Raw genomic sequence first — 21,997 nt, forward strand, 5'->3', positions numbered from 1 at the left:
GGCGGCACCGTGATGATCAATTCCGGCGGCAAGCTGACCGAGTCCGTCTCCGGCGTGATTACCGCCGCGACGTTGACCGGTTCGTCGCTGGGCGCGACCACGCTTGATGGCGCCAATTCGATCGACGCACTGGGTACATTCTCCGCGAATGGCGGCGATTTCACCCTTACCAACAGCGGCGCACTTGCGATCAATGGCGCGCTGAACGCCAACCATCATACGGTTACGCTCAACACCGGCACCGGGACGGTGACGTTCGGCCCCAGCGGTTCGATCACCGCGGCCACGCTCGCCGGTTCGGTGCATGGCGACGTCACCATCGGCAGCACGAGTTCGATCGGCGCTATCGGGGCGTTTTCGACCGACAACCACAATTTCGATATGACGACCACCGGCGATCTCGGTATCACCGGCGCGCTCAATGCCGGTTCCGGCACGGTGACCCTCAACTCCGGCGGCAAGCTGAGCGAAACCGGATCGGGGGCCATTGTTGCGGGAACGTTCACTGGTTCATCCAACGACACCGCAACGCTCAACGGTCCCAATAGCATCACGACCCTGAATGCATTCGCGACTGCAGGCCATGCCTTCACCCTCAACGACACCGTTGCGCTCGGCATCGCCGGCACGCTCAATGCGACGGGTGCGGCGGTCACGCTCACGGGCAGCGGGGCGATCGCGGAAAGCGGAGCGGGCGCCATTGTGGCTGCCAGCCTGACCGGTTCGTCGGTCGGCGCGGCGACGTTCGGCGGGCCCAACAGCATCGCGTCGCTCGGAGCGTTTTCGACTTCCAATGGCAATTTCGCCCTTAACACGGTCGCCGACCTCAACATCACCGGCGCGCTCGCGACCGGCAGCGGCTCCGCCACGATCACCGCGAACGGGACGGTCAACGAGATCGGTTCCGGCACGATCACGACGGCGCAGCTTGCGGGTTCGTCGGTCGGGGACACGACGCTCGGCAATACCAACCATATCACCCGTATCGGGACCTACTCGACAGCGAACGCAAATTTCTCGCTTGTCAACGCCGACCCGCTCGCCATCACCGGCGCGCTCAACGCCGGAACCAGTGGCACGGTTTCCATCGCGGACGGCTCGACCGTCACCGAAACCGGATCGGGTGCGATTGTCGCGGCAACCCTCACCGGTTCGTCGGTCGGCGACACCACGCTCAACGGCGCCAATCAAATCGGTACGGTGTCCGGGTTCACCACGTCCGGCGGGAATTTTGCGCTGAACGATGTCGGTGCGCTTGTCATCACAGGCCTCATCGACGCCAGCATCGGCAACGTCACGCTGACGAGCGGCGGTTCGATTTCCGAAACCGGGTCGGGCGCCATCGCGGCGGCACAGCTGGCCGGCGCGTCAGCCGGAGATGTGGCCCTTGGCGGCAGCAATCAGATCACCAGCCTGGGGGCATTCTCAACCGCGAACGGCAATTTTGCCTTCAGCGATACCGTGGCGCTCGGCATCGTCGACGTCCTCGATGCCGGGACCGGCAAGGTGACGCTGACCGGCAGCGATACGATCACGGAATCCGGCACCGGCGCCATCAACGCGGGAATCCTGACGGGGAGCACGCATGGCACGGCGAGCCTGGGCGGCGCCAATGTGGTCACGACGCTCGGCAATTTCTCTACCGCCGATGCCGATTTCGCCCTCAATGATACCATCGCGCTTGCGATCGGCGGCTATGTCAATGCCGGCAGCGGCACGGTTACGTTGACTTCGGGCAACGCAATCAGCGAAATCACTGGCGGGTCGATTTCAGCCGGCGAATTGAACGGCTCGTCGGGTGGCAGCGCATCGTTCGCGAACGGCAACGCCATTCTGGCACTCGGCGATTTCTCGACCGCGGGCGGCGATTTCCTGCTGAACGACACGCCGGCTCTCTCCATCATTGGCGCGCTGGACGCCGGCACCGGCAAGGTGACGTTGAACGTCAACAACAACCTCACCGAGAGCGGATCCGGTGCAATCATCGCCGGCGTGCTCACCGGGACCGTCGTCGGCACAACATCGCTGGCCGGCGACAACGCCATCACGACATTGGGCGATTTTGCGAGCGGCGACTTCACGCTCGACAACAACCGCAATCTCGCCATCGCCGGCACACTCGATGCCGGACTCAACAATGTCACCCTCTACGTCGACGGCACCATCGACGGCGCAAACGGCGGCATCAACACCGGGAGCCTGTCCGGTTCGTCGCAAGGCAGCGCGGTGTTCGCGGGCGCCAATTCGATCATTTCGGTCGGCGACTTCACGACCAACGGTGGCAATCTGACGGTCGTTTCGGGGCATGACCTGGAACTCGCCGGAATCATCGCGACCGGCGTCGGCACCGCTACGTTCAATTCGTCCCACAGCATCAACCAGATCGCAGCCAGCGTCATCAGCGGCGACGGCCTCAGCGAAGCCGCAACCGGAACGATTACCATTTCCGGCACCAACGTCATCACCAACGACGTCACCCTGGTGTCCGGTTCGACCATCCATGAAACCACGGGCGGTTCGCTCACGGCGGCAAGCCTGGCCGGGTCCTCGGTCGGAACGACGGCCTTCGACGGCACCAACGCGATCGCCAGCCTCGGCAATTTCACGACATCGGGCGGCGACTTCGCGCTCGCGCAAAGCGGTGCCATCAGCCTGAGCGGCGCGCTCGACGTCGGCGCAGGAACTGTCACGCTCGGCGCCGGCAACGTCACCGAAGTGGCGAGCGGCAGCATTGCGGCGAATACGCTGAACATCAGCACGCCCGGCAACATTGCACTCGGCGGCGCCAATACCGTTAATGGGACGGCGACGCTCAATGCCGGCGGCACCATCGGCGAGACCGGAAGCGGGACTCTCGCGGCGGCCACGCTTACCGGCACGTCGAACGGCAACGTGACGTTGGGCGGCAACAATGCGATCGCCAACCTCGGCGATTTCGCAACCGCCAGCGGGAATTTCACGCTCTACAACGCGATCGATCTCGCCATCGGCGGCGCACTGACGACAGTGGTGGCGACACTCAACGTCGACGGCACTGTCACGGAAGGCGCCAGCGGCTCCATCGTGGCGACCAGCTTGGGCGGATCGAGCAACGGTGATGCCGTTCTCAATAGTGCTCAAAGCAACATCGCCACCTTGACCGGCTTCACCACGCTGGGGCAGGGCGTAAGCCAGCTCGGTCTGAACGGGCTGGAGCCGTTGACCACCGACTTCACCTTCTACGACGCGCGCGACCTGGCCATTTCCGGTCTCATCGAGGCGGGGAGCGGCACGGTGTTCCTGGGTGCGGAGGGGGCGATCACCGAAACCGGCGCCGGTGCGATTCATGCGGCAACGCTCAAGGGCTTGGCCGCCGGCAATGTAACGCTCAACGGCGCTAACATCATCTCCGAGATCGGCGATTTGTGGAGCACGAACCACGCGCTGTCGTTCCATGACACCCGTGCGGTGACGATTTCCGGTTCGCTCGACTCCGGTACGGCGACGATGAACCTCGCGATCAACGGCGCCATCACCGAGACCGGCTCCGGTGCGATCACGGCCGCGACGCTCACCGGTTCGTCGGCCGGGGCGGTGACGCTCAGCGGCAACAACGCCATCTCCACGGTCGACGCCTTCGCGACCGGAGGCAGTAATTTCACGCTCCACGACACCGCCGGTCTCGGTCTTACCGGCGCGCTGAATGCCGGGGCAGGCACGGTCACGATCACCGACACCGGCACCATCACCGAGAGCGGCAGCGGCGCGATCACGGCGACGGCCTTCACCGGATCGTCGGTCGGAAATGCCACGCTCAATGGTGCCAATCAAATCGGCACACTGAACGCGTTCTCGACCGCGAACGGCGCCTTTGCGCTCACCAACACGATCGATCTCACCATCGCCGGTGCGATCAACGCCGGATCGGGCGCGGTGACACTGGTGGAGACCGGTGCCCTAAGCGAGAATGCGGTGGCGCTGACGGCGGCAAACCTGACCGCGACCGCGACCAAGGACATCACCATTGCAGGAACCAACACTGTAACCGGAGCGGTCAGTCTGACCTCCACCGGTGGCGCCCTGAATGAGACCGCGACCGGTGCCATCACGGCCGCGAGCCTTGCGGCCAATTCGAACAAGGACATGACGCTGGCCGGCAGCAACACGCTGACCGGCAGCAACACGCTGACCGGCACCGCTTCGCTGATCTCGGGCGGCCTGCTGACGCAAACCGGCTCGTTTGGCGCCGGAACGGTCAGCGGTTTGTCGGTCGGGGCAGCGTCGTTCAACGGGACCAATGCGATCCACGCGTTGGGCAACTTCACGACGGCGAACAGCAACTTCTCGCTGCGCAACGCGAGCAATGTCGCACTCACTGGGGCGTTGAACGCCGGCACCGGTACGGTAACGATCAACAACACGGGGACGATCACTGAGTCCGGCAGCGGCGCAATCACCGCGGCGAGCTTCACCGGCTCGTCGGTCGGCAACGCGATGCTGAACGGCGCCAACCAGATCGTCACGCTGAATGCGTTCACGACCTCGAATGGCGCTTTTGCGCTCACCAATGGGGGCGATCTGACGATCGCCGGCGCGCTCAACGCCGGAACCGGGGCGGCGACGCTCACGATCACCGGCGCGCTGACCGAGAATGCGGTGAATGTCACGGCGGGCGATTTCACGGTCTCTTCGACCGGGACCATGAAGCTCTCGGGCGCCAACACGCTGAGCGGTGCGGCCAACTTCGCCTCGAGCGGCGGCAGCATCCTGATCGGGAATGCCGCCTACATCGCGCAGATCCTGGGAATGAGTACGTCCAACGAAGTGGTTGCCTATGTCGACTCCTACAGCGGCGCCAATACGCCGAATGCGGCCGTGTTCCTCACCGCAAGGTCGGTGACGCTGAAATCGGACAACTACATCATTCAGCAGAACCTCGAAGCCGACCGCCTGCATCGCCGGGGATTGGTCATCAATGCTGGCGAGAGCGGTGCGGCCTTGACGGTCACCGCCTACAGCGGCGGCAAGCCGCTGGTGGTCGACCTGTGGGGCTACCTCTATCAGAACGCAGTCGATGTCGGTCGCGAGGAGTTCTCGATGTCGGGACTGGCGCTGCTGAAGGACCCGACGCAGCCCAGCAACGACTACCGCGTGAACGGTTGCGTCATCCATCAGGCCGGCGTCTGCACCACGGTGCATTTCGACATCAACAAGATCGAACCGGGCCGGATGACCGACGCCCTGGTGATCCGGGCGCTCGACGACATGGCCCAAGAGGATGATCCGACCATCACCGGCAGCGGTAATCCCGAAATCTGGCAGGAACGCTAAGATGAAATCGAACAGCTCGAACGAACTTCGTCGCGGCGTGGTGCTTGCTTGCGCATTTGCCGCGGTTGCGGTGCTTTGCTCCGGACCGGCCGCGGCGGCGACGGGAAATTTCCCGCTGGGCCAGAGCGCCCGCAGCGGCGCGGTGTGCAAAGCGCTCGCCAAGAGCGACGATCCGGCGGCGCAGATCCCGCACGCCAAGGCGTGGACGGTCGAATGCTATGGCTGGGAAGGGACGGCGCTCGGGTATCTCTATCTGTTCCCACGGGAAACGCCGCCCAGGATCTGGCAGGAGGCGCTTGCGGCGCGGGCGAGCTGCGGCGCCTACGAGCCCGCATCCATCGCCGGCCTCAACGGCGCGCGGCATGCCGCCTGCACATCGACATCGAGCAAGACCGCCTATTCGGTCCACATCGCCAATACCGACGACGGCGTCGTGGTTGCCGAGGGGTTTGCGCCGGTGGAAGAGTTGTTGCAGACCGGATTGCGCGTCATTGCCGGTGTTGCCGAGCCGCCGAAATCAACCGAGCGGCAGACCAGTGCGATCGCGCTTGAAACCTCGGGCGGCGCCGCCTCGCTGAGCGCGGCGGCCAACGCGGCGCGCCACGCACCGGGATGGTTGCGGACGCGGGCGCATACCGAAAACCAGGCCTGGATGTTCTCCGATGCCGAGCGCGATTTCCGGGCCTTGGCAAATGACCAGACCTTGCCGGCGGCCGACCGTGCCGCGGCGCAACTCAACTGGGCGCTCAACATTTCCAATGAGGGCCGGTTCGATGAGGCCGATTCTCAGTTCCAGGCGGTGAAGACGGCCGTCTCCGGGCTGCACAGTCCCGAACTCGATCTGTTGCTGCTCAATTACACGGCGCTGCACGAATTGAACCAGCGCCATTTCGCCGAGGCTCGCAAGGCGGCGGAGCAGACCTTGGCGGCGCTTGGCCATCAGCTTCGAACCAGCGAAGCGCCGGCGGCGGTCAGCGATCTCACCATCGACGCCAATCTCGCCTCGCGGCTTAACCAGACCATGCGCCCGACTGGCTTCCGCACCGTGGCGCTCAACGAAACCCAGCGGCTTCAGTTGCTCAAGGCACAGGCGCTGTATGTGCTCGGCTGCGTCGATGCCGGCACCGCCAATCCCGGCGCCGCGCGCAAGAACTTCGACGCGGCCCTCGCTGAACTGCGCAGCGGACGCATCGGCCGCTCCGGCGTATGGCTGAATGCGCTGATCACGCTGCAGACCGTGCGGCTCGATGAGAGCGGCAACGGCAAATCGACCGCCGAAGCCGAACTTACCCGCATGATCGGCGAATTCCAGGGCCAGGAACATCTGGCGGCATCGCCGGCGGAAGCGCGGCTCTATCTCGAACTGGCGCGGCTGGAGGCGGAGAAGGCGGATACCGAACAGGCAATCCGCGACTACAACACCGGCTTCGGCCTGTACCGCCAGTCGCGCGGAACGTTGGGCGACTCCATCGACGAGGCGGCGCCGTATTTCGCGCTCCTGGTCGCCAAGGCGGCCAGCGATCCAACCCAGGCGGCGCGCTATCAGGCCTTGTTCTTCGATGCCTCGCAATCGATCGTCAGCCAGTCGACGGCGCGCACGGTGGCGCGGCTGGCGGCGCGTGTCGGCCTGGGGGATTCGAATGCGGCGGCGGTGGCACGCGCATTCGACGATGCCCAGCGCCAGCTCACCATCAAGGCGGCGCGGATCGAACGCGCGGCGTCGGGCACGGGCTATACCGATGCCCAGCGCGCCAGCGATGCGGCCGAGTTGAAGACTCTGACAGACCAGTTCGACAGCCTGCATCAGCAGCTTCTGTCGGCCAATCCACGCTATGGCCAGCTGGCCTCCTCGTCGGTGACGCTCGATGCGCTGCAGAAGTCGCTGCATCCGGGCGAGATCTACGTCAAGACCGTACTGCTCGGCAAAAGCGGATACGGCATCGCCGTGACTTCCGGCAGTGTCGACATCTACGCCATTCCGCTGTCGCGAGCGCAGGCGCTGGCCGATGTCGCCATGCTGCGCAAGCCGTTCGATTCCGAAACGACACTGCCGCGCTTCCGGGTCGACCTCGCGCATGCCCTGTTCAAGAAGGTGTTCGGACCGGTCGCCGCCAAAGTCGCGCGGGCCGATCGCCTGATCTACGAACCGGATGGTGCGCTGATCAGCCTGCCGGCGGCGGTGTTCGTCGTCGATGAGGAGAGCGTAACGCAATACAAGGCGCGCGAAGCGGTGTTCCTGAAAGGCAAGCCGGTCGATCTCTACGAGGACGTCGACTGGCTGGCGAAAGGCACGCTGATCTCGCTGTCGGTGTCGCCGGCGGCGTTCCTGGAGACGCGGAATCTGCCGCGTTCGCAGGCCAAGCAGTTGTTTGTCGGCTTCGGCGCACCGACGGTCGTCAATCCTTCCGATCCCCGCCTGTTCACGCTGATGGGGACGGGTTTGCGCGAAGTGTCGGGCCGCTGCCTTGCGGCGCGCGCCCAATTGGCGAATGCGCTGCTGGCCAATCCGATGAACGACACGGCCGCCGGTATCCAGGAAATCGCTGCGCGTCTCGGGGCGGGGCCGCAGGATGTCGTCCTCGGGTCCTCGTTCACCGATGCCGGCGTGCTGCAGCGCACCGATCTCAACAACTACAAGATCGTCTTCTTCGGCACTCACGGTCTTCTACCCGGCAACGACAGTTGCTTGCCGGAACCGGCCTTGGTGACTTCGCTCGGCGTCGAGAATTCGGACGGCTTCCTCGATGCCTCCGAAATCCTCAACCTCAAGCTCGATGCCGATCTTGTGGTGCTGTCGGCGTGCAGCACGGCGGGAACCGGTTCGGCGACGGCCGATCGCACCGGCCTGGTCGGCTCGGGCGAGGCGCTCGGCGGCTTGGCGCGTGATTTCATTTATGCCGGCGGTCGCGGCCTGGTCGTGTCGCAATGGTCGGTGGACGCCAAGGCAACGCTGCTGATGATGCGCACGATGTTCGCTACTTCGAGCGTATCGCAGGACGAGGCGGTGCGTGTCGCGCAAGTCGATCTCATGATCCGCAAAGAATACTCGCATCCCTATTTCTGGGCGGGTTTCTCGCTGGTCGGCGACGGCGCGCGTGCCATGCCGACCAAATAGGAAAACCGATGACTTCTGAAATAGACGCATTGCTGGAACCGGTCGCGGGATCCGATGATCCATGCGGCCCGGACCAGTGCTACGACGCCAAGCGCCAGGAATTGGACAAGGCGTTTGAACGCGACTTCTCGGTCGCCCCGAGCGGCCAGGAAAGCGACGCGCCCAAGGTTGTTTGGAGCACGATCATCAATGGCCTGACCGACGAGTTCGGCCGCAGCAAGGATTTGCGCGTCGCCAAGAATTTGTGTCTGGCGGGCGCGGCGGCCAAACGGCTGGAAACCGTCGCGCTCGGTGTCGGCGTCCTGGCTGCGCTGGCGGAACAGTTCTGGGAGCGGGTGCATCCCCAGCTCGAGGAATACGGGCTGGTGACGAGGGTCAACGTCGTCAGCGAATTGAACAACCGGATCGTGTTTCTCAATCCGCTGCGGCAGGTGATCGTATTCGCCGACAAGCGCAATTCCTACTCGGCCGAGACCATCGTCGCCTTCGCCAAGGAGAGGTCGTCGAACCCCGAGTTCGAGCTGTTCGACAAAGGCTTGGCCGAGACCGGCGACGCGCAACTCATAGAGGCGTGCGAGGCGTTCGACGGGATCGCGGCCGCGCTCGGCCGGATTGCGGCGGCGTTTGCGGCCAAGGGCGGCAAAGAAGGCGAGATCAGTTTCCGTGAGGCCCTGGCGGTCATCGCCGAGATGAAAGAGGCCGCCGCCGCCTTCCGAACGGTCCCGTCAGGCGCCGCAGCAGCGAGCGACGCCGGCGAACCCGCGGGTGCGGCTGATACCTCTGCGCCACGCATCGCCGGTGCTGTGTCCTCGCGGGGTGACGTGATTCGGGCGATCGATGCGATCTGCGCCTATTACCGCCACGCCGAGCCATCGAGTCCCATATTGCCGCTGATGGAGCGTGCCAAGAGCTGGGTGCCGATGACGTTCCTTCAAGTCTTGGAGGATATCGAACCGGACAGCGTTAATGCCGCCAAACGCGTGCTGCTCAATAAACCAAGCGGTTAGCCGAATGGATTGACTGTATTCGCGACACCTTAAGCTGGAAACCTTAGCAAATGACTCAGTGTACTGTGCAGCGTGGCGACGGTTGGAGTTTCCGTTAAGTAATTGAAACATGCGGGTATTGGCGGTAACATCGAATCCCTGCTTGGAGAAAAAAAGAAAATGTCCGAAGAGAGCGGTCAGCACTTCCTGAAAAAGAATCGGCCTCCACGAGTTCAAATCCAGTACGAAGTCGATACTTTGAATTCGCGGCGCAAGGTGGAGCTTCCTTTTGTCATGGGTGTGATGTCGGACCTGTCCGGCAAGTCCTTGAAAGAAAAGGAAACTGTCGACAAGCGCGAATTCGAAGAATTCGATGTCGACAATTTCGAGAAGAAGATGAAGGCGATCGCGCCGCGTGTGGTCATGCAGGTGGACAACACCCTGACCAGCGAGGGCAAGCTTTCGGTCGATCTCGAATTCACCAAGATGGCCGATTTCACCCCGGGTGAGATCGCCAAGAAGGTACCGGCGCTGGCCAAGCTGCTCGAAGCCCGTCAGCAGCTCAACGACCTGATGCTGTACATGGACGGCAAAGACGGCGCCCAGGGGCTGTTGGAAGAACTGCTCAGGAATCCGGAAAAGCTGAAGGCGTTGGCCGAGGCCAAGGTCGCGGCAAAATCCGATGATCCCGAGAAAAAGAGCTGAGCCGGGCAGGAGCGATCATGGCTGAACAACAAAAGCAAACCTCCGGCACGGCAACGTCGCTGGAGTTCGAAGGCGCCGACGAATTCGCTACTCTGCTGCGCAAGGAATTCAAGCCGAACACCGACCAGAAGCAGAAGCGCATCGAGGCCGCGGTGCAGACCCTGGCGTCGCAGGCGCTCGCCGAAGCGACGATCATCGGCGACGACGTCTTCGCCACCGTCGACAAGATCAAGGCGGCGCTCGACCAAAAGTTGACCGAGCAGATCAACAAGATCATCCACCACAAGGATTTCCAGCAGATGGAATCGGCGTGGCGGGGCCTGCATTACCTCGTCACCAAGACGCCGACGAGCAAGGACCTCAAGGTCCGGGTGATGAACATCTCCAAGGACGAGACGCGCAAGGTCCTGCGCCAGTACCAGGGCGTGTCCTGGGATCAGAGCCCGCTGTTCAAGAAGCTTTACGAGGCCGAATTCGACCAGCTCGGCGGCCATCCGTTCGGCGCCATCGTCTGCGACTATTATTTCGATCACTCCGGGCCCGATATCGACATCATGCGCGGACTGACCAAGATCGGTGCCGCGGCCCATGCCCCGTTCATCGCCGGCACCTCGCCGACCATGCTCGGCATGGAGACGTGGCAGGAAATTTCCAATCCGCGCGATCTGGCCAAGCTGCTGGAAGCCACCGATTACAGCGCTTGGCGTTCGTTCCGGGAATCGCAAGACAGCCGCTATCTGGCGCTGACCTTGCCGCGCTTCCTCGGCCGCCGCCTCTATGGCGCCAAGACCGAGCCGGTGGACGAGTTCTCGTTCGAGGAAGACACCGAGGGCGGCGGGCACGACAAGTTCCTTTGGCTGAACGCCAGCTACGCGCTCGCGACCCGCATCACCGCCGCGTTCGACGAATGGGGCTGGTGCACGCGCATCCGCGGCGTCGAGGCCGGCGGTACGGTCGACAACCTGCCCAAGGCGACGTTCCAGACCAGCGATCACGGCGTTGACGAGAAGTGTCCGACCGAAGTCGCGATCAGCGAGCGGCGCGAAAACGAGCTGTCGTCGGCCGGGTTCATGACGCTGATCCACCGCAAGAACACCACCCAGGCGACCTTCATCGGGGCGCAGACGGTTCACGCCCCCGAACGTTACGAAGATCCGGAAGCGACCAAAAACGCGAATTTGTCGGCGCGTCTGCCCTACATTTTCGCGAGCTGCCGCTTTGCCCATTACCTCAAGTGCATGGTGCGCGACTGGATCGGCCGCAGCCTTGAACGCGAGGCGCTGGAAAGCGAGTTGCGCAGCTGGGTGCTGCAGTATGTCGACGGCCAGCCCAAGACCTCGACCGAAGAGACCAAGGCGCGCAAGCCGCTCAAGGCGGCCGATGTCGCGCTGGTCGATGACGAGGAGAATCCGGGCCGGTACAAGGGCGTGTTCCGCTTCGTTCCCCACTACCAATTCGAGGGTGCGGACGTTTCGCTTAGCTTGGTGGCGCGGTTGCCGACCAAGAAATGAGCACTATCGCAGTTTGGTGAAACCAGGAGGGTTTAATGGTTCAGATTGACTCGAAGCTTCTCGAACAGGTCGATGCATTCCTCAAACTGGATGGCATCAAGGGAGAAGCGAGGGACAAGAAGCACACCGACGAGATCGAAGTCCGCAAGTGGGAATGGAAGCTGGAAAACACCGGTTCGGCCCATTTCGGCGGCGGCGCCGGGGCCGGCAAATGCCAGGTCGGCGACATCAAGATTCTCAAGCTGGTGGACCTTTCGACCCCGATCCTGATGAAGGCCTGCACCACCGGCCAGCACATCGCCAAAGGCACGCTGATCCAGCGCAAGGCAGGCGGCGCCACGGCGCTCGAATACGTCAAGATCGAACTCAGCGAAATCCTGATTTCGTCGATTAGGCCGGTCAGTGCCGACAACGTGCCGCTGCTTCTGGAAGAGGTCGAACTGAACTTCTCGAAGTTCAAGATCACCTATACGCCGCAAGACGAAAAGGGCGCCGGCGGCGCCTCGGTCGACTTCGGCTACGATATCCAGAAGAACGAAGTGGCGTAATGCGGTCGGCGGGGGATTACTCCGCCGCACACGCGGCTTGAGCCATGCAGGATGCAGATGAGTGCCTGAAGTCCGGTGATCTCAAGGGGGCGCGCGCGGCCCTGGTCGAACAGCTGCGCGTGCAACCCAACGATCCCCGGACGCGTATATTTTTCTTCCAGCTGTTGGCCGTGCTGGGCGAATGGGACAAGGCGGAAACTCAGGTCCGGGCGCTGGCCCAGATCACGCCGGATGCCCAGATGCTCGCCACGGTCTACGGCCTCGCCATCGCCGCCGAGCGCGAGCGCGCCAAGGTCTTCGCGGGTGCGGCGCCATGCCATGTCCACTTGGAAAGCGAATGGCTCGGCGATCTGGCGAAAGCGGTGGAAGCCTATGCCCGCGACGACGGTGCTGCCGGTGATGCCGCGCGCGAGCTGGCGTTCGCCAAAGTGCCGACCGCGACCGGCTCTTTCAACGACCGCGCGTTCACGATGATTGCCGATTGTGATGGCCGCTTCGGACCGTCGTTCGAGGCGATCATGGCCGGTCATTGGGGTCTGATCGGCTTCGATCAGGTCGCCGAAATCTCCTCCGAGGGGCCGATCGATCTGCGCGATCTGGTCTGGCTGCCGGTGGAAATCGCGTTCCGCTCGGGCCAGTCGGCGGCGGCGCTGCTGCCGGTGCGCTATCCCGGCACCGAGACGGCGGGCGATGACGAGGCGACGCTGGCCCGCTCGACCGATTGGCGCGATGGCGCGTCCGGGCAGGTCGGCATCGGGCCGCATCTGTGGTTTGTCGAGGACGGAACCGAACTGGACATTCTATCGTTGCGCCGCATCGTCATGGGGTGATCACATGCCCCGCCTTAATCCGACGATCTTCGACAAGCTGTCGGCCAGCCAGAACTTCAAGATGCCCAACAGCGCCGTCGCGCGCGAGGAAGACATCGCCGATGCGCTCGGCATGCCGCGGCAGGTGGCCGGCTTCAGCGAAGGCATGCTGCGGGTCAATCTCGACAGCTTCAGCGAGAACGCGTTGCGCGCCAACATCCGTCGCGAACTCAACTGGCTGCTCAACACCACCCATTTCGAAGCCTCGGCCGATCTGTCGAAATATCCCGAGGTGAAAACGTCGGTGCTCAATTACGGCGTCGCCGATCTCGCCGGCAAATCGCAGTCGCGCGAGACGATCCGGGAGCGCTCGAAGCGGATTGCGGCCGCCATTCGCACCTTCGAACCGCGCATCGATCCGTCCACCCTGACCGTCGACACCATGACGACGCCGGACGGAGAATTGGCGGTGACCTACACGATCTCGGGCGACATCACCTCGGCGCTCGGCGCGCTCCGGGTGCGCTACCTGACCGACGTTGAAGAAGATACCGGCAGCACGACTGTGCGGGAGTGAGGCAATTTGGATCCGCGTCTGCTTAGCGCCTACAACGACGAGCTCGGCCATTTGCGCCAGTTGGCGCGCGAATTCGGCGAGGAAAACGAGGCGTCGGCGGCGTATCTCGGCCTCAAGGCGCAGAACGACGATCCCTATGTCGAGCGGCTGCTCGAAGGCGTCGCGTTCCTGGCGGCGCGGGTCAATCTCAAGCTCGACGAGCAGTTCCCCGAATTCACCCAGCACCTGCTGCAGGCGGTGCAGCCGAACTATCTCGCTTCGACGCCGTCGATGTGTGTGGTCGGGCTGGAGCCGAACGACGGCGACGATGCGCTGATCGCCGGCGTCAAGGTTCCGCGCCATAGCGAGATTATTGCCGAGATCAGCGAGACGGGCCAGGCGGTCCGCTATCGCACCGGCCATGACGTGACGCTCTACCCGCTGAAGCTCGCAGCGGCGGAGTATCTGACGTCGCGCACCGCGGTTGCGAGCTATGCCGCCGCCGCCGGAGTCAAGGCCGATGCCGGGCTCAAGCTCACCTTCACCGCGGCGGGGGCGCTGAAGGCGATCGCACCGGAGCGGCTGCCGATCTATCTCGACGGATCGGGGGCGGTGCCGGGCGAACTCTATCGCCAGATCCTCGGCGATGTTGTGGCGGTGGTGGGGCAGGTGGCGGGCGCGTCCACCTGCATGAGCCTGCCGCAGCCCGAAGCGATGGGTTTCGATGACGACGAAAGCCTGTTGCCGCATTCGGGGCGCTGCTTCCGAGGCTATCGCATTCTGGCCGAGTATTTCGCCTGTCCCGAGCGCTTCTTCTTCGTCGGGCTCCGCGGCCTCGACCGTTTGTTTGCAACCGTCGACGGCGACCGTTGCGAGGTCGTGATCCTGTTCCGCCGCAAGGCCGCCATGCTCGAAGGCGCGGTGACCGAGGATAATTTCAGGCTTTACGCGACGCCCGCCGTCAATCTGTTCGAACTGCAGGTCGACCGCATCAAAGTCACGCCCGAGGACCACGAATTCCTGGTGATGCCCGATCGCGCCCGGCCGCTTGACTATGAGGTGTTTCGTCTGCTGTCGGTCACTGCGCACGACCGCTCGGGCCGCGACGATCCGGTGGCGCCGCTCTATGCGTTCGGGGCGCAGCTCTACGACGAACGCGAGGCACTTTATTACGTCACCCGCATTTGCCCCAGTCGGCTTTCGACCCGCGAGCAGCGCCGCCGTCGTCGCACCGATTATATCGGCAGCGAATCCTGGATCAGCTTGACCGCTCCGGCGCGCCCCGAACGGCTCGAAGACATTCGCGAACTGGCAGTGCGGGCGCTGGTGACCAATCGCGATCTGCCCGAACTTTTGCGCGTCGGCCGCGATGCCGGCACCTTCAAGCTGGAAACCATTCCGGTGAAGAAGGTCGCGGTGCTGCATGCCCCGACACGTCCGCGCCCGCCGCTCGGGCTCGGCAAGGCCGGCTGGCGCGCCATCGCGCAGTTGATCCCGAATTTCTCCTCGCTGGTCGAAGGCACCGAGAATGGCGCATCGGTGTTGCGCGATCATCTGGCGCTGTACGGCCATGCCGGAGACGCCGCGTTGAAGCAGGTCGACGGCGTGCTGTCGGTCACTGCCGGGCTGGTCACGCGCCGGCTGATCGCCAGCGAGCGCAACGCCTTCGCGCGCGGCCACGCGGTGCGCATCAAGCTTGACGATCATTGTTACGAGAACGGCCGCATGTACCTGTTCGCCGCCGTGATCGATCGGTTCATCAGCGAATTCGTGTCGGTGAATTCGTTCGCCGAAACCGTGTTCGAGAGTTCGGATCAGGGAAACTTCGCCACATGGCCTCCGAGGGTGGGAACGCGTCCGACCATCTAGCGTTTCTGCGACGTTCGGCAGCAACGGTGCGTCGGTTCGGATTTTTCGCGCTGCTGCGCCAGGCGGAGGCGCGCGCGCCGTATCTCGATCGCATCGGCGAATCCAAGCTGCCGCGCAACGATGTGGTCGACCTCGCGCATACGCCGTCACTTGAATTTCCCGGCGCGACCCTCGACACCATCGAATTCATGCCCACCGGGCGCGCCCGCGTGCGCAGCCGTTTTCTCGGCCTGACCGGTCCGATGGGGCCGCTGCCGCTGCATCTCACCGAATTCGCCTGCTACGAGGAGCGTTACGCCACCAAGAAGCCGTTCGGGCGATTTCTCGACCTGCTGACCAACCGCATGCTGCAGTTCTTCTATCGCGCCTGGGCATCGAGCCAGCCGGCGGTGCAGGCGGACCGGCCCGGCAGCGACCGCTTTGCCGGTTATATCGCCGCCATTGCCGGTATCAAGCAGGAGGCGGCGCGCGACGGATATCCGTTCGGGGCGCAACTGCATCTGGCCGGATTAATGGCGTCGCGGCGCAGTCCGGCGGTGCTGGTCGATTGTCTCAGCCGTATGTTGAACATGCCGGTGACGATGCGTGAATTCCTGCCGCGCTGGCGCGACATCGAGCCCGGCGACACCACCCGCATCGGAGCAAGCGGCAGCTTCAATCGCCTTGGCGAGGGTGCCATGCTCGGCAGCCGCGTGCGGCGCATCGACGATGCCTTCCGCGTCGGCCTTCGTTGTCCGGATTGGACGCACTACACACGAATGCAGCCGACCAGCCCGGCCTTTCGCGTCGTGCGCGACACGCTCGACACCATGGCGCCGCCGCATCTCGAATGGCAGCTCGAACTCGCCATCGCCGAAGATCGCATCGAGGGCGCGCGGCTCGACGGCACCGCGCCGATCGGCTGGAGCGCCTGGCTGGCGCCGCGCAAATGCGCCGGCGAACGTACCGACACCCGTCTCGGCCGTCGCGCCGGGCTTGGAACATCGTCAAAACAGGGGGTTGTATCATGAGCGAAATCAGCAGGGCATCGCTGTTTGGGCGCCTCAATCCGACCGCGCTGAAGGCGCTGGAGACCGCCACCGGGTTCTGCAAGATGCGCGGCAATCCTTATGTCGAACTGGCGCACTGGGTGCATGTGCTGCTGCAGGATGCGGCTGGCGATCTGGCGCTGGTGCGGGCGAAGTTCGGCCTCGATGACGTCAAGCTGGCGCGCGATATCGTCGGCCTGCTCGACACCCTGCCGCGCGGGGCCACCGCGATTTCGGATTTTTCGCCGTTGATCGAAGAGGCGGCGGAGAAGGGCTGGCTTTATGCCTCGCTGCAGTTCGGTGTCGGGCGGGTGCGCACCGGCCATCTGCTCTACGGCATCCTGAAAACGCCGAACCTGCGCAACGCGCTGTTCGCGATTTCCTCGGAATGGCGCAAGGTCGGCGTCGATGCGCTCGGCGACAGCTTCGAAAGCGTGACGGCGGGATCAAGCGAAGCACAGGGCGATCAGGGCCGCAGCGATTTGCCGGAAGCGGCAACGGCGGGCGGCGAGGTTACCGGCTCAGCCGAAGCGCTGGCGAAGTATTCCATCGACCTCACCGAAAAGGCGCGCAAGGGTGAGATCGATCCGGTGGTCGGCCGTGATGCCGAAATCCGCCAGTTGATTGACGTGCTGCTGCGCCGTCGCCAGAACAATCCGATCCTGGTCGGCGAGGCGGGCGTCGGCAAGACCGCGGTGGTGGAAGGCTTCGCGCGCAAAGTCACCGATGGCGATGTGCCGCCGGCGCTCAAGGACATCACGCTGCGCTCGCTCGACATCGGCCTGTTGCAGGCGGGCGCCTCGATGCGCGGCGAATTCGAGAAGCGGCTGCGGCAGGTGATCGACGAGGTCGAATCCTCGCCCAAGCCGATCGTGCTGTTCATCGACGAGGCCCACACCCTGATCGGTGCCGGCGGGCAGGCGGGAACCGGCGACGCGGCGAACCTGCTCAAACCGGCATTGGCGCGCGGCCGCCTTCGCACCATTGCGGCGACGACCTGGGCCGAATACCGCCAATATTTCGAGAAGGACCCGGCGCTGACGCGGCGCTTCCAAACCGTGAATGTCGGCGAGCCCGATACCGACCGCGCCGTCGCCATGCTGCGCACGATCGTGCCGATCATGGCCAAGCATCATAACGTGACGGTGCTCGACGATGCCGTGATCGCGGCCGTCAAGCTGTCGCAGCGCTATGTGCCGGCACGCCAGCTACCCGACAAGGCGGTCAGTCTGCTCGATACCGCCTGCGCCCGCGTCGCCGTTTCGCAATTCGGTACGCCGGCCGAAGTGGAAGATCGTGCCCGCAAGGTCGAGTTGTTGACCAACGAAATCGAGATCGTCAAGCGCGAGAGCCTGGGTCAATACACGACCGGCGCCAAACTGGAGAAGCTGGAAAACCAGCTTGTCGCCGCCACCAAGGCGCTCGAAGAGATCAAGGCGAAATGGGATGCGGAAAAGGCGGCACAGGCCACGGTGACGACGGCACGCGGTGCCGGCAAGTCCGACGAATTGACCGCCGCGTTGAAGGCGCGTGCGGAAGCGCAAGCGGATTCGCCAATGGTGTTCGCGGAAGTCGATGCCGATGCGGTCGCGGCGGTGGTCGGCGACTGGACCGGCATTCCCGTCGGCCACATGGTCAAGGACGAGATCAGTTCGATCCTCACCATCGTCGATCATCTGAAAAAACGCGTCATCGGCCAGGATCACGCCATGGATGCGATTTCTAAACGCATCCAAACCAGCCGCGCCAAGCTCGACAATCCCAACAAGCCGGTCGGCGTGTTCATGCTGTGCGGGCCTTCGGGCGTCGGCAAGACCGAGACCGCGCATGTGCTGGCGGAGCTGCTTTACTCCGGCGACGAAAGCCTCATCGCCATCAACATGAGCGAATTCCAGGAAGCGCACACGGTGTCGACGCTGAAGGGCGCGCCCGCGGGCTATGTCGGTTATGGCCAAGGCGGCGTCTTGACTGAAGCGGTGCGGCGGCGGCCTTATTCGGTGGTGCTGCTCGACGAGGTGGAAAAAGCCCATCCCGACGTGCACGAGATGTTCTTCCAGGTGTTCGACAAAGGTTATATGGACGACGCCGAAGGGCGCTACATCGATTTCAAGAACACGCTGATCCTGCTCACCACCAACGTCGGCACCGACCTGATCTCGACGCTGGCGGAAGACGAGGAAACCAAGCCCGATGCCGAGGCGCTGGCGACGGCGCTGCGTCCCGAATTGTTGAAAACCTTCCCGCCGGCGCTGCTCGGGCGCATGGTGGTGCTGCCGTATTATCCGCTGGCGCCCGACATGCTGAAGGGGATCGTCCGATTACAGATGAACCGCATCGTCTCGCGCATGCGCGAGAACCATGACATCGCCTTCAGTTATGACGAAGCGGTCGTCCACCTGATCGTGTCGCGCTGCACCGAGGTCGCCTCGGGCGGGCGCATGATCGACGCCATCCTCACCAACACCATGCTGCCGGAACTGTCCGTGGCGCTGCTCAACCGCCAGATGGCGGGCGAAAAGGTGAAAACGATCACGGTCGGCGTCGCCAATTCGGTGTTCACCTACACGTTCGGGTGACGGCGATGAGCGGAACGGGCGTGCGCACTGTTACGGTCAACGGAACCAATCCGGATGCGTTTGCGACCGGGCTCGAAACCGGCGCGGCGGCCGGCGTATCCGACGTGCCGTTCAGTCCGGAATGGATTGCGCGCTGCCAGATTACGACGGAGCGGCTTAGCCATTTCGTCAGCGGTTCAGCGCAGGCCAAGGTGCCCGGTTATGCGACAGCACTCGACAGCGCCAAGCGTGAAGGGGAGATCACGACGCCGCAGCGGGTTGCCTTCTGGATCGCGCAATTGGCAGTGGAGTCGGGCCATTTTACCCGGCTTGAGGAAAGTCTGGTCTATTCCGCCAAACGGCTCGCAGCCGTATTTCCGCGGTTGGCGTCCGAGGCCGATGCAATCGTAGCCCAAGCCACGCGCGTGTCGGGCAAATACGACGAGGCCTATGTCGGCAACAAGATCTATGCCGGGTGCAACGGTAACGGCAGCGAGGCGTCGGGCGACGGTTACAAGTACCGCGGGCGGGGCTTCATTCAACTCACGGGGCGCAGCAACTATGCGGCTTACGGCAAGGCGCTGGGGCTCGATCTCGTCAACAATCCAGATTTGGCGAGCCAGCCGGCCGTTGCGGCGCGCATAGCGGCACGCTTTTGGTTTTCGCACGGTTGCAACGCGCTTGCCGACGCTGGCGATGTCACCGGCGTAACCCAGCGGATCAATGGCGGCACCAATGGTCTCGCCGATCGCGGACACTGCACGACCCTTGCCAAGACGATCTGGAAGTAATCGCTATTTCAAATGCCCCGCCGTGCGCATGATGTAGGCGAGGACTTGCGCCACCGCTTTGTACAGCGCTTCGGGGATTTCGGTGTCGAGTTCCACCGAGGCCAGCGCTTCGGCCAGTGCCGGGTTCTGCTGGATTGGGATGTTGGCTTCCCTGGCTTTGGCAATGATCGCTTCGCCGACCGCGCCGCGGCCTGAGGCGACCACGCGCGGGGCATGCGGCTGCTGGTATTTCAGCGCGACTGCGATCGGGCCCGGCTTCGGCTGGCTCATGAAGCGTGATCCACCAGATGCCCGGCCGGCTTGGTCGCGGCGGCAGTCGATTGGAACGCGATGTCGGATTCGAGCGTGACGGCGGTCAACGCGTCGGTCAGCCACGACGAATTGCGCGACAGCTTGGTGAGGGCGTCGGGGCGGTCGGCGCCGATCGTCACCCAGGCATGGCCGCCCGACAGCGCCAAGTTGGCGCGCACCGGTCCCAAGGGCTCGATGGTGATGGCGAGGCCGATGCGCCACACCGGCTCGGGCGTTTCGGCCGATGTACCTTGACCGTCGCGGGTGACGATCATCTGCCCCACCGCGGCACCATGCGGGGTCATCAGCGGCACATCGAAAATCCAGCGCGTTTCGCCGGGCTTGGTCTGGTCGGGCAGCGACGCCATCTGCAGCAGGGTATGACGCGCCAGCGCCGCCTTGCTGCCATTGGAGAGCAATGTTGCCGTCAAGGTGGCGTCGGCGTTTTCGGGCAGGGACGGCGCCGCGGTACCTTGCGCCATCGGCTGGCCGCCGCGCACCGGAGGCGGCACACTGGGCGTGGCCCCTTGCGGCGGTGCCGGTGTCTTGGCGAGCCAGCGTTCGGCCGCTTGGGCGAGTTGCGACAGCGCCGTTTTCACATCGGCCGGCGGTGTTTCGCCCGCGGCCAGCATCGCCTCGGTGAACAGCCCCGAGGCCGCCATCGCGTTCTTGACCGCTGCGGCGTCGGGCGTCTTGTCGGTCGGCATGTGCAGCGCCATCAACTGCTGCACAGCCGATTGCACTTGCGGCGGCAGCGTTCCCGAAGCCGTGGCGCGCAGCACATTGGCCATCAAGGTTGCCATGCCGTCCTGGGTCGCCGCGGCGTTGAGCCGGGCCGAGGCGAGCGCCGATTGCAGCACCGTCAATCCGGGCGCCTGCGCAGTTGCGGTTTCGGCGGTGGTCGTTGCGGTCTGGGCCGTCGATGCGCTGCCTGCGGCCGCGGGGGGCGGAACGGGCGTCGACGTGACCGGAGGGATGATCATGCCGGAAGGCTAGACTGTCAGCCTTAACAACCGTTCAGCGCGATTGGTGAACGGCGATTAACGTATCTTCGCTCGAATTTTGTGCTTAGGGTGCGGCAGGGGAAGGACCGGACCATGCGCATCACCGTTGTTGGCGTTTCTTTGCTGTGCCTGATCGTGACCGGCTGCGGCGGTGGCCGTCCGGATCGTCCCGGGCGCCATGAAGAAGAGTGGCACGCTCCGGTGCAGATGCTGCTGCATTACGTCGGCCCCGACGGGCGGCTGACACGCGCCCAGATGGAAGCCGGCCTGCACCGCGATTTCGAGGCCGCCGATATCAACCATTCCGGTGTGCTCGAACCCGACGAGGCGCGCGCCGTCAACCAGAAGCGCTGGGACGAGGACCACTCGGCAGTCTCGCCGCTGCAGGATTGGAACGGCGATGGCGTGATCGATTTCAACGAATTCGCGGCGGCGGCGCGGGCCCTGTTCCGCGAGCTCGACCGCGACGGCACCGGCGTCCTGACCCCCGACGAATTGCGCGCCGCCCGCGGCCTCGGTCCCGAGACTCACCCCGACGGCCAGCCGACCCCGCCGGACGGCGAGCAGCCCCGCGGCCGCCGCGGCGGTGGTCACTAGGCCGGCAAACGCCTGAACCGGACCGCTGTCGGGGCCAGAATCGGCTCTGGAGCGGGCGCGGAAGGCCGCAAAGGCGCCGGACGAGGGCCTGACAGCGCCGGGATGGGGCTGGACAGGAGGTGAGGTAGCGACGTTTTGTTCGTCCTGCAAAAACCACCTATACCCCTGCTTGACTTAGGAAAGCTGGCGCCCTACATCGGCCGTCCTTTCGCGGGGCAACTCGCGAAACGCCCGCGGGGGCGTAGCTCAGTTGGTTAGAGTGACGGCCTGTCACGCCGTAGGTCGCGGGTTCGAGCCCCGTCGCTCCCGCCAGTACTTCCCA

The 21,997-nt window shown here is 64.2% G+C and carries 15 protein-coding genes and 1 tRNA gene; 14 read left to right on the forward strand and 2 right to left on the reverse strand.

Going from position 1 to position 21,997, the window contains the following annotated elements:
* The first annotated feature begins 12 nt into the window (after window positions 1-12).
* From AC1P6P_RS12050 to AC1P6P_RS12105, 12 genes are all read left to right on the forward strand, one after another.
* Window positions 13-5,310 (forward strand): beta strand repeat-containing protein, encoded by a 5,298-nt coding sequence (locus AC1P6P_RS12050; RefSeq protein ID WP_481402685.1) that lies wholly within the window; start codon window positions 13-15, stop codon window positions 5,308-5,310.
* Between the two features lies 1 nt (window position 5,311).
* Window positions 5,312-8,425, forward strand: a complete 3,114-nt coding sequence (locus AC1P6P_RS12055) for a CHAT domain-containing protein (protein WP_481402686.1) — start codon at window positions 5,312-5,314, stop codon at window positions 8,423-8,425.
* Between the two features lie 8 nt (window positions 8,426-8,433).
* A complete protein-coding gene (locus tag AC1P6P_RS12060; protein WP_481402687.1) occupies window positions 8,434-9,432 on the forward strand; it encodes a type VI secretion system protein TssA in 999 nt (332 codons plus the stop codon).
* A 159-nt stretch (window positions 9,433-9,591) separates the two neighbouring features.
* A complete protein-coding gene (tssB, locus tag AC1P6P_RS12065; protein WP_481402688.1) occupies window positions 9,592-10,116 on the forward strand; it encodes a type VI secretion system contractile sheath small subunit in 525 nt (174 codons plus the stop codon).
* A 17-nt stretch (window positions 10,117-10,133) separates the two neighbouring features.
* Complete coding sequence (gene tssC, locus AC1P6P_RS12070; RefSeq protein ID WP_481402689.1) at window positions 10,134-11,627, forward strand: type VI secretion system contractile sheath large subunit; 1,494 nt, start codon at window positions 10,134-10,136, stop codon at window positions 11,625-11,627.
* Window positions 11,628-11,662: 35 nt separating this feature from the next.
* Window positions 11,663-12,175 (forward strand): Hcp family type VI secretion system effector, encoded by a 513-nt coding sequence (locus AC1P6P_RS12075; RefSeq protein WP_481402690.1) that lies wholly within the window; start codon window positions 11,663-11,665, stop codon window positions 12,173-12,175.
* 44 nt (window positions 12,176-12,219) lie between these two features.
* A complete protein-coding gene (locus AC1P6P_RS12080) occupies window positions 12,220-13,005 on the forward strand; it encodes a type VI secretion system accessory protein TagJ (RefSeq protein ID WP_481402691.1) in 786 nt (261 codons plus the stop codon).
* Between the two features lie 4 nt (window positions 13,006-13,009).
* A complete protein-coding gene (gene tssE, locus AC1P6P_RS12085) occupies window positions 13,010-13,561 on the forward strand; it encodes a type VI secretion system baseplate subunit TssE (protein WP_481402692.1) in 552 nt (183 codons plus the stop codon).
* A 6-nt stretch (window positions 13,562-13,567) separates the two neighbouring features.
* The gene (tssF, locus tag AC1P6P_RS12090; RefSeq protein WP_481402693.1) at window positions 13,568-15,409 is read left to right on the forward strand and encodes a type VI secretion system baseplate subunit TssF; all 1,842 of its coding nucleotides are present in this window, start codon (window positions 13,568-13,570) and stop codon (window positions 15,407-15,409) included.
* Between the two features lie 26 nt (window positions 15,410-15,435).
* Entirely contained in the window at window positions 15,436-16,419 is a 984-nt protein-coding gene (tssG, locus tag AC1P6P_RS12095; protein ID WP_481402694.1) for a type VI secretion system baseplate subunit TssG, read from the forward strand.
* A complete protein-coding gene (gene tssH / locus AC1P6P_RS12100; RefSeq protein ID WP_481402695.1) occupies window positions 16,416-19,013 on the forward strand; it encodes a type VI secretion system ATPase TssH in 2,598 nt (865 codons plus the stop codon). Before tssG ends, tssH begins: the two co-directional genes overlap by 4 nt.
* A gap of 5 nt (window positions 19,014-19,018) precedes the next feature.
* Window positions 19,019-19,783: a glycoside hydrolase family 19 protein gene (locus tag AC1P6P_RS12105; RefSeq protein ID WP_481402696.1), complete on the forward strand. Its 765-nt coding sequence runs from the start codon at window positions 19,019-19,021 to the stop codon at window positions 19,781-19,783.
* 3 nt (window positions 19,784-19,786) lie between these two features.
* Here the strand turns inward: AC1P6P_RS12105 and AC1P6P_RS12110 are convergent, their stop codons facing one another.
* The gene (locus tag AC1P6P_RS12110) at window positions 19,787-20,053 is read right to left on the reverse strand and encodes an EscU/YscU/HrcU family type III secretion system export apparatus switch protein (protein ID WP_481402697.1); all 267 of its coding nucleotides are present in this window, start codon (window positions 20,051-20,053) and stop codon (window positions 19,787-19,789) included.
* Window positions 20,050-21,057 (reverse strand): flagellar hook-length control protein FliK, encoded by a 1,008-nt coding sequence (fliK, locus tag AC1P6P_RS12115; protein ID WP_481402698.1) that lies wholly within the window; start codon window positions 21,055-21,057, stop codon window positions 20,050-20,052. The genes AC1P6P_RS12110 and fliK overlap by 4 nt, the downstream gene beginning before the upstream one ends.
* Before the next feature lie 114 nt (window positions 21,058-21,171).
* Between fliK and AC1P6P_RS12120 the strand changes: the two genes are divergently transcribed.
* Window positions 21,172-21,675, forward strand: a complete 504-nt coding sequence (locus tag AC1P6P_RS12120; RefSeq protein WP_481402699.1) for an EF-hand domain-containing protein — start codon at window positions 21,172-21,174, stop codon at window positions 21,673-21,675.
* Window positions 21,676-21,910: 235 nt separating this feature from the next.
* Window positions 21,911-21,987 (forward strand) — tRNA-Asp (locus AC1P6P_RS12125).
* The last annotated feature ends 10 nt before the right edge of the window (window positions 21,988-21,997 follow it).

It is taken from the genome of Rhizomicrobium sp., from assembly GCF_056722145.1.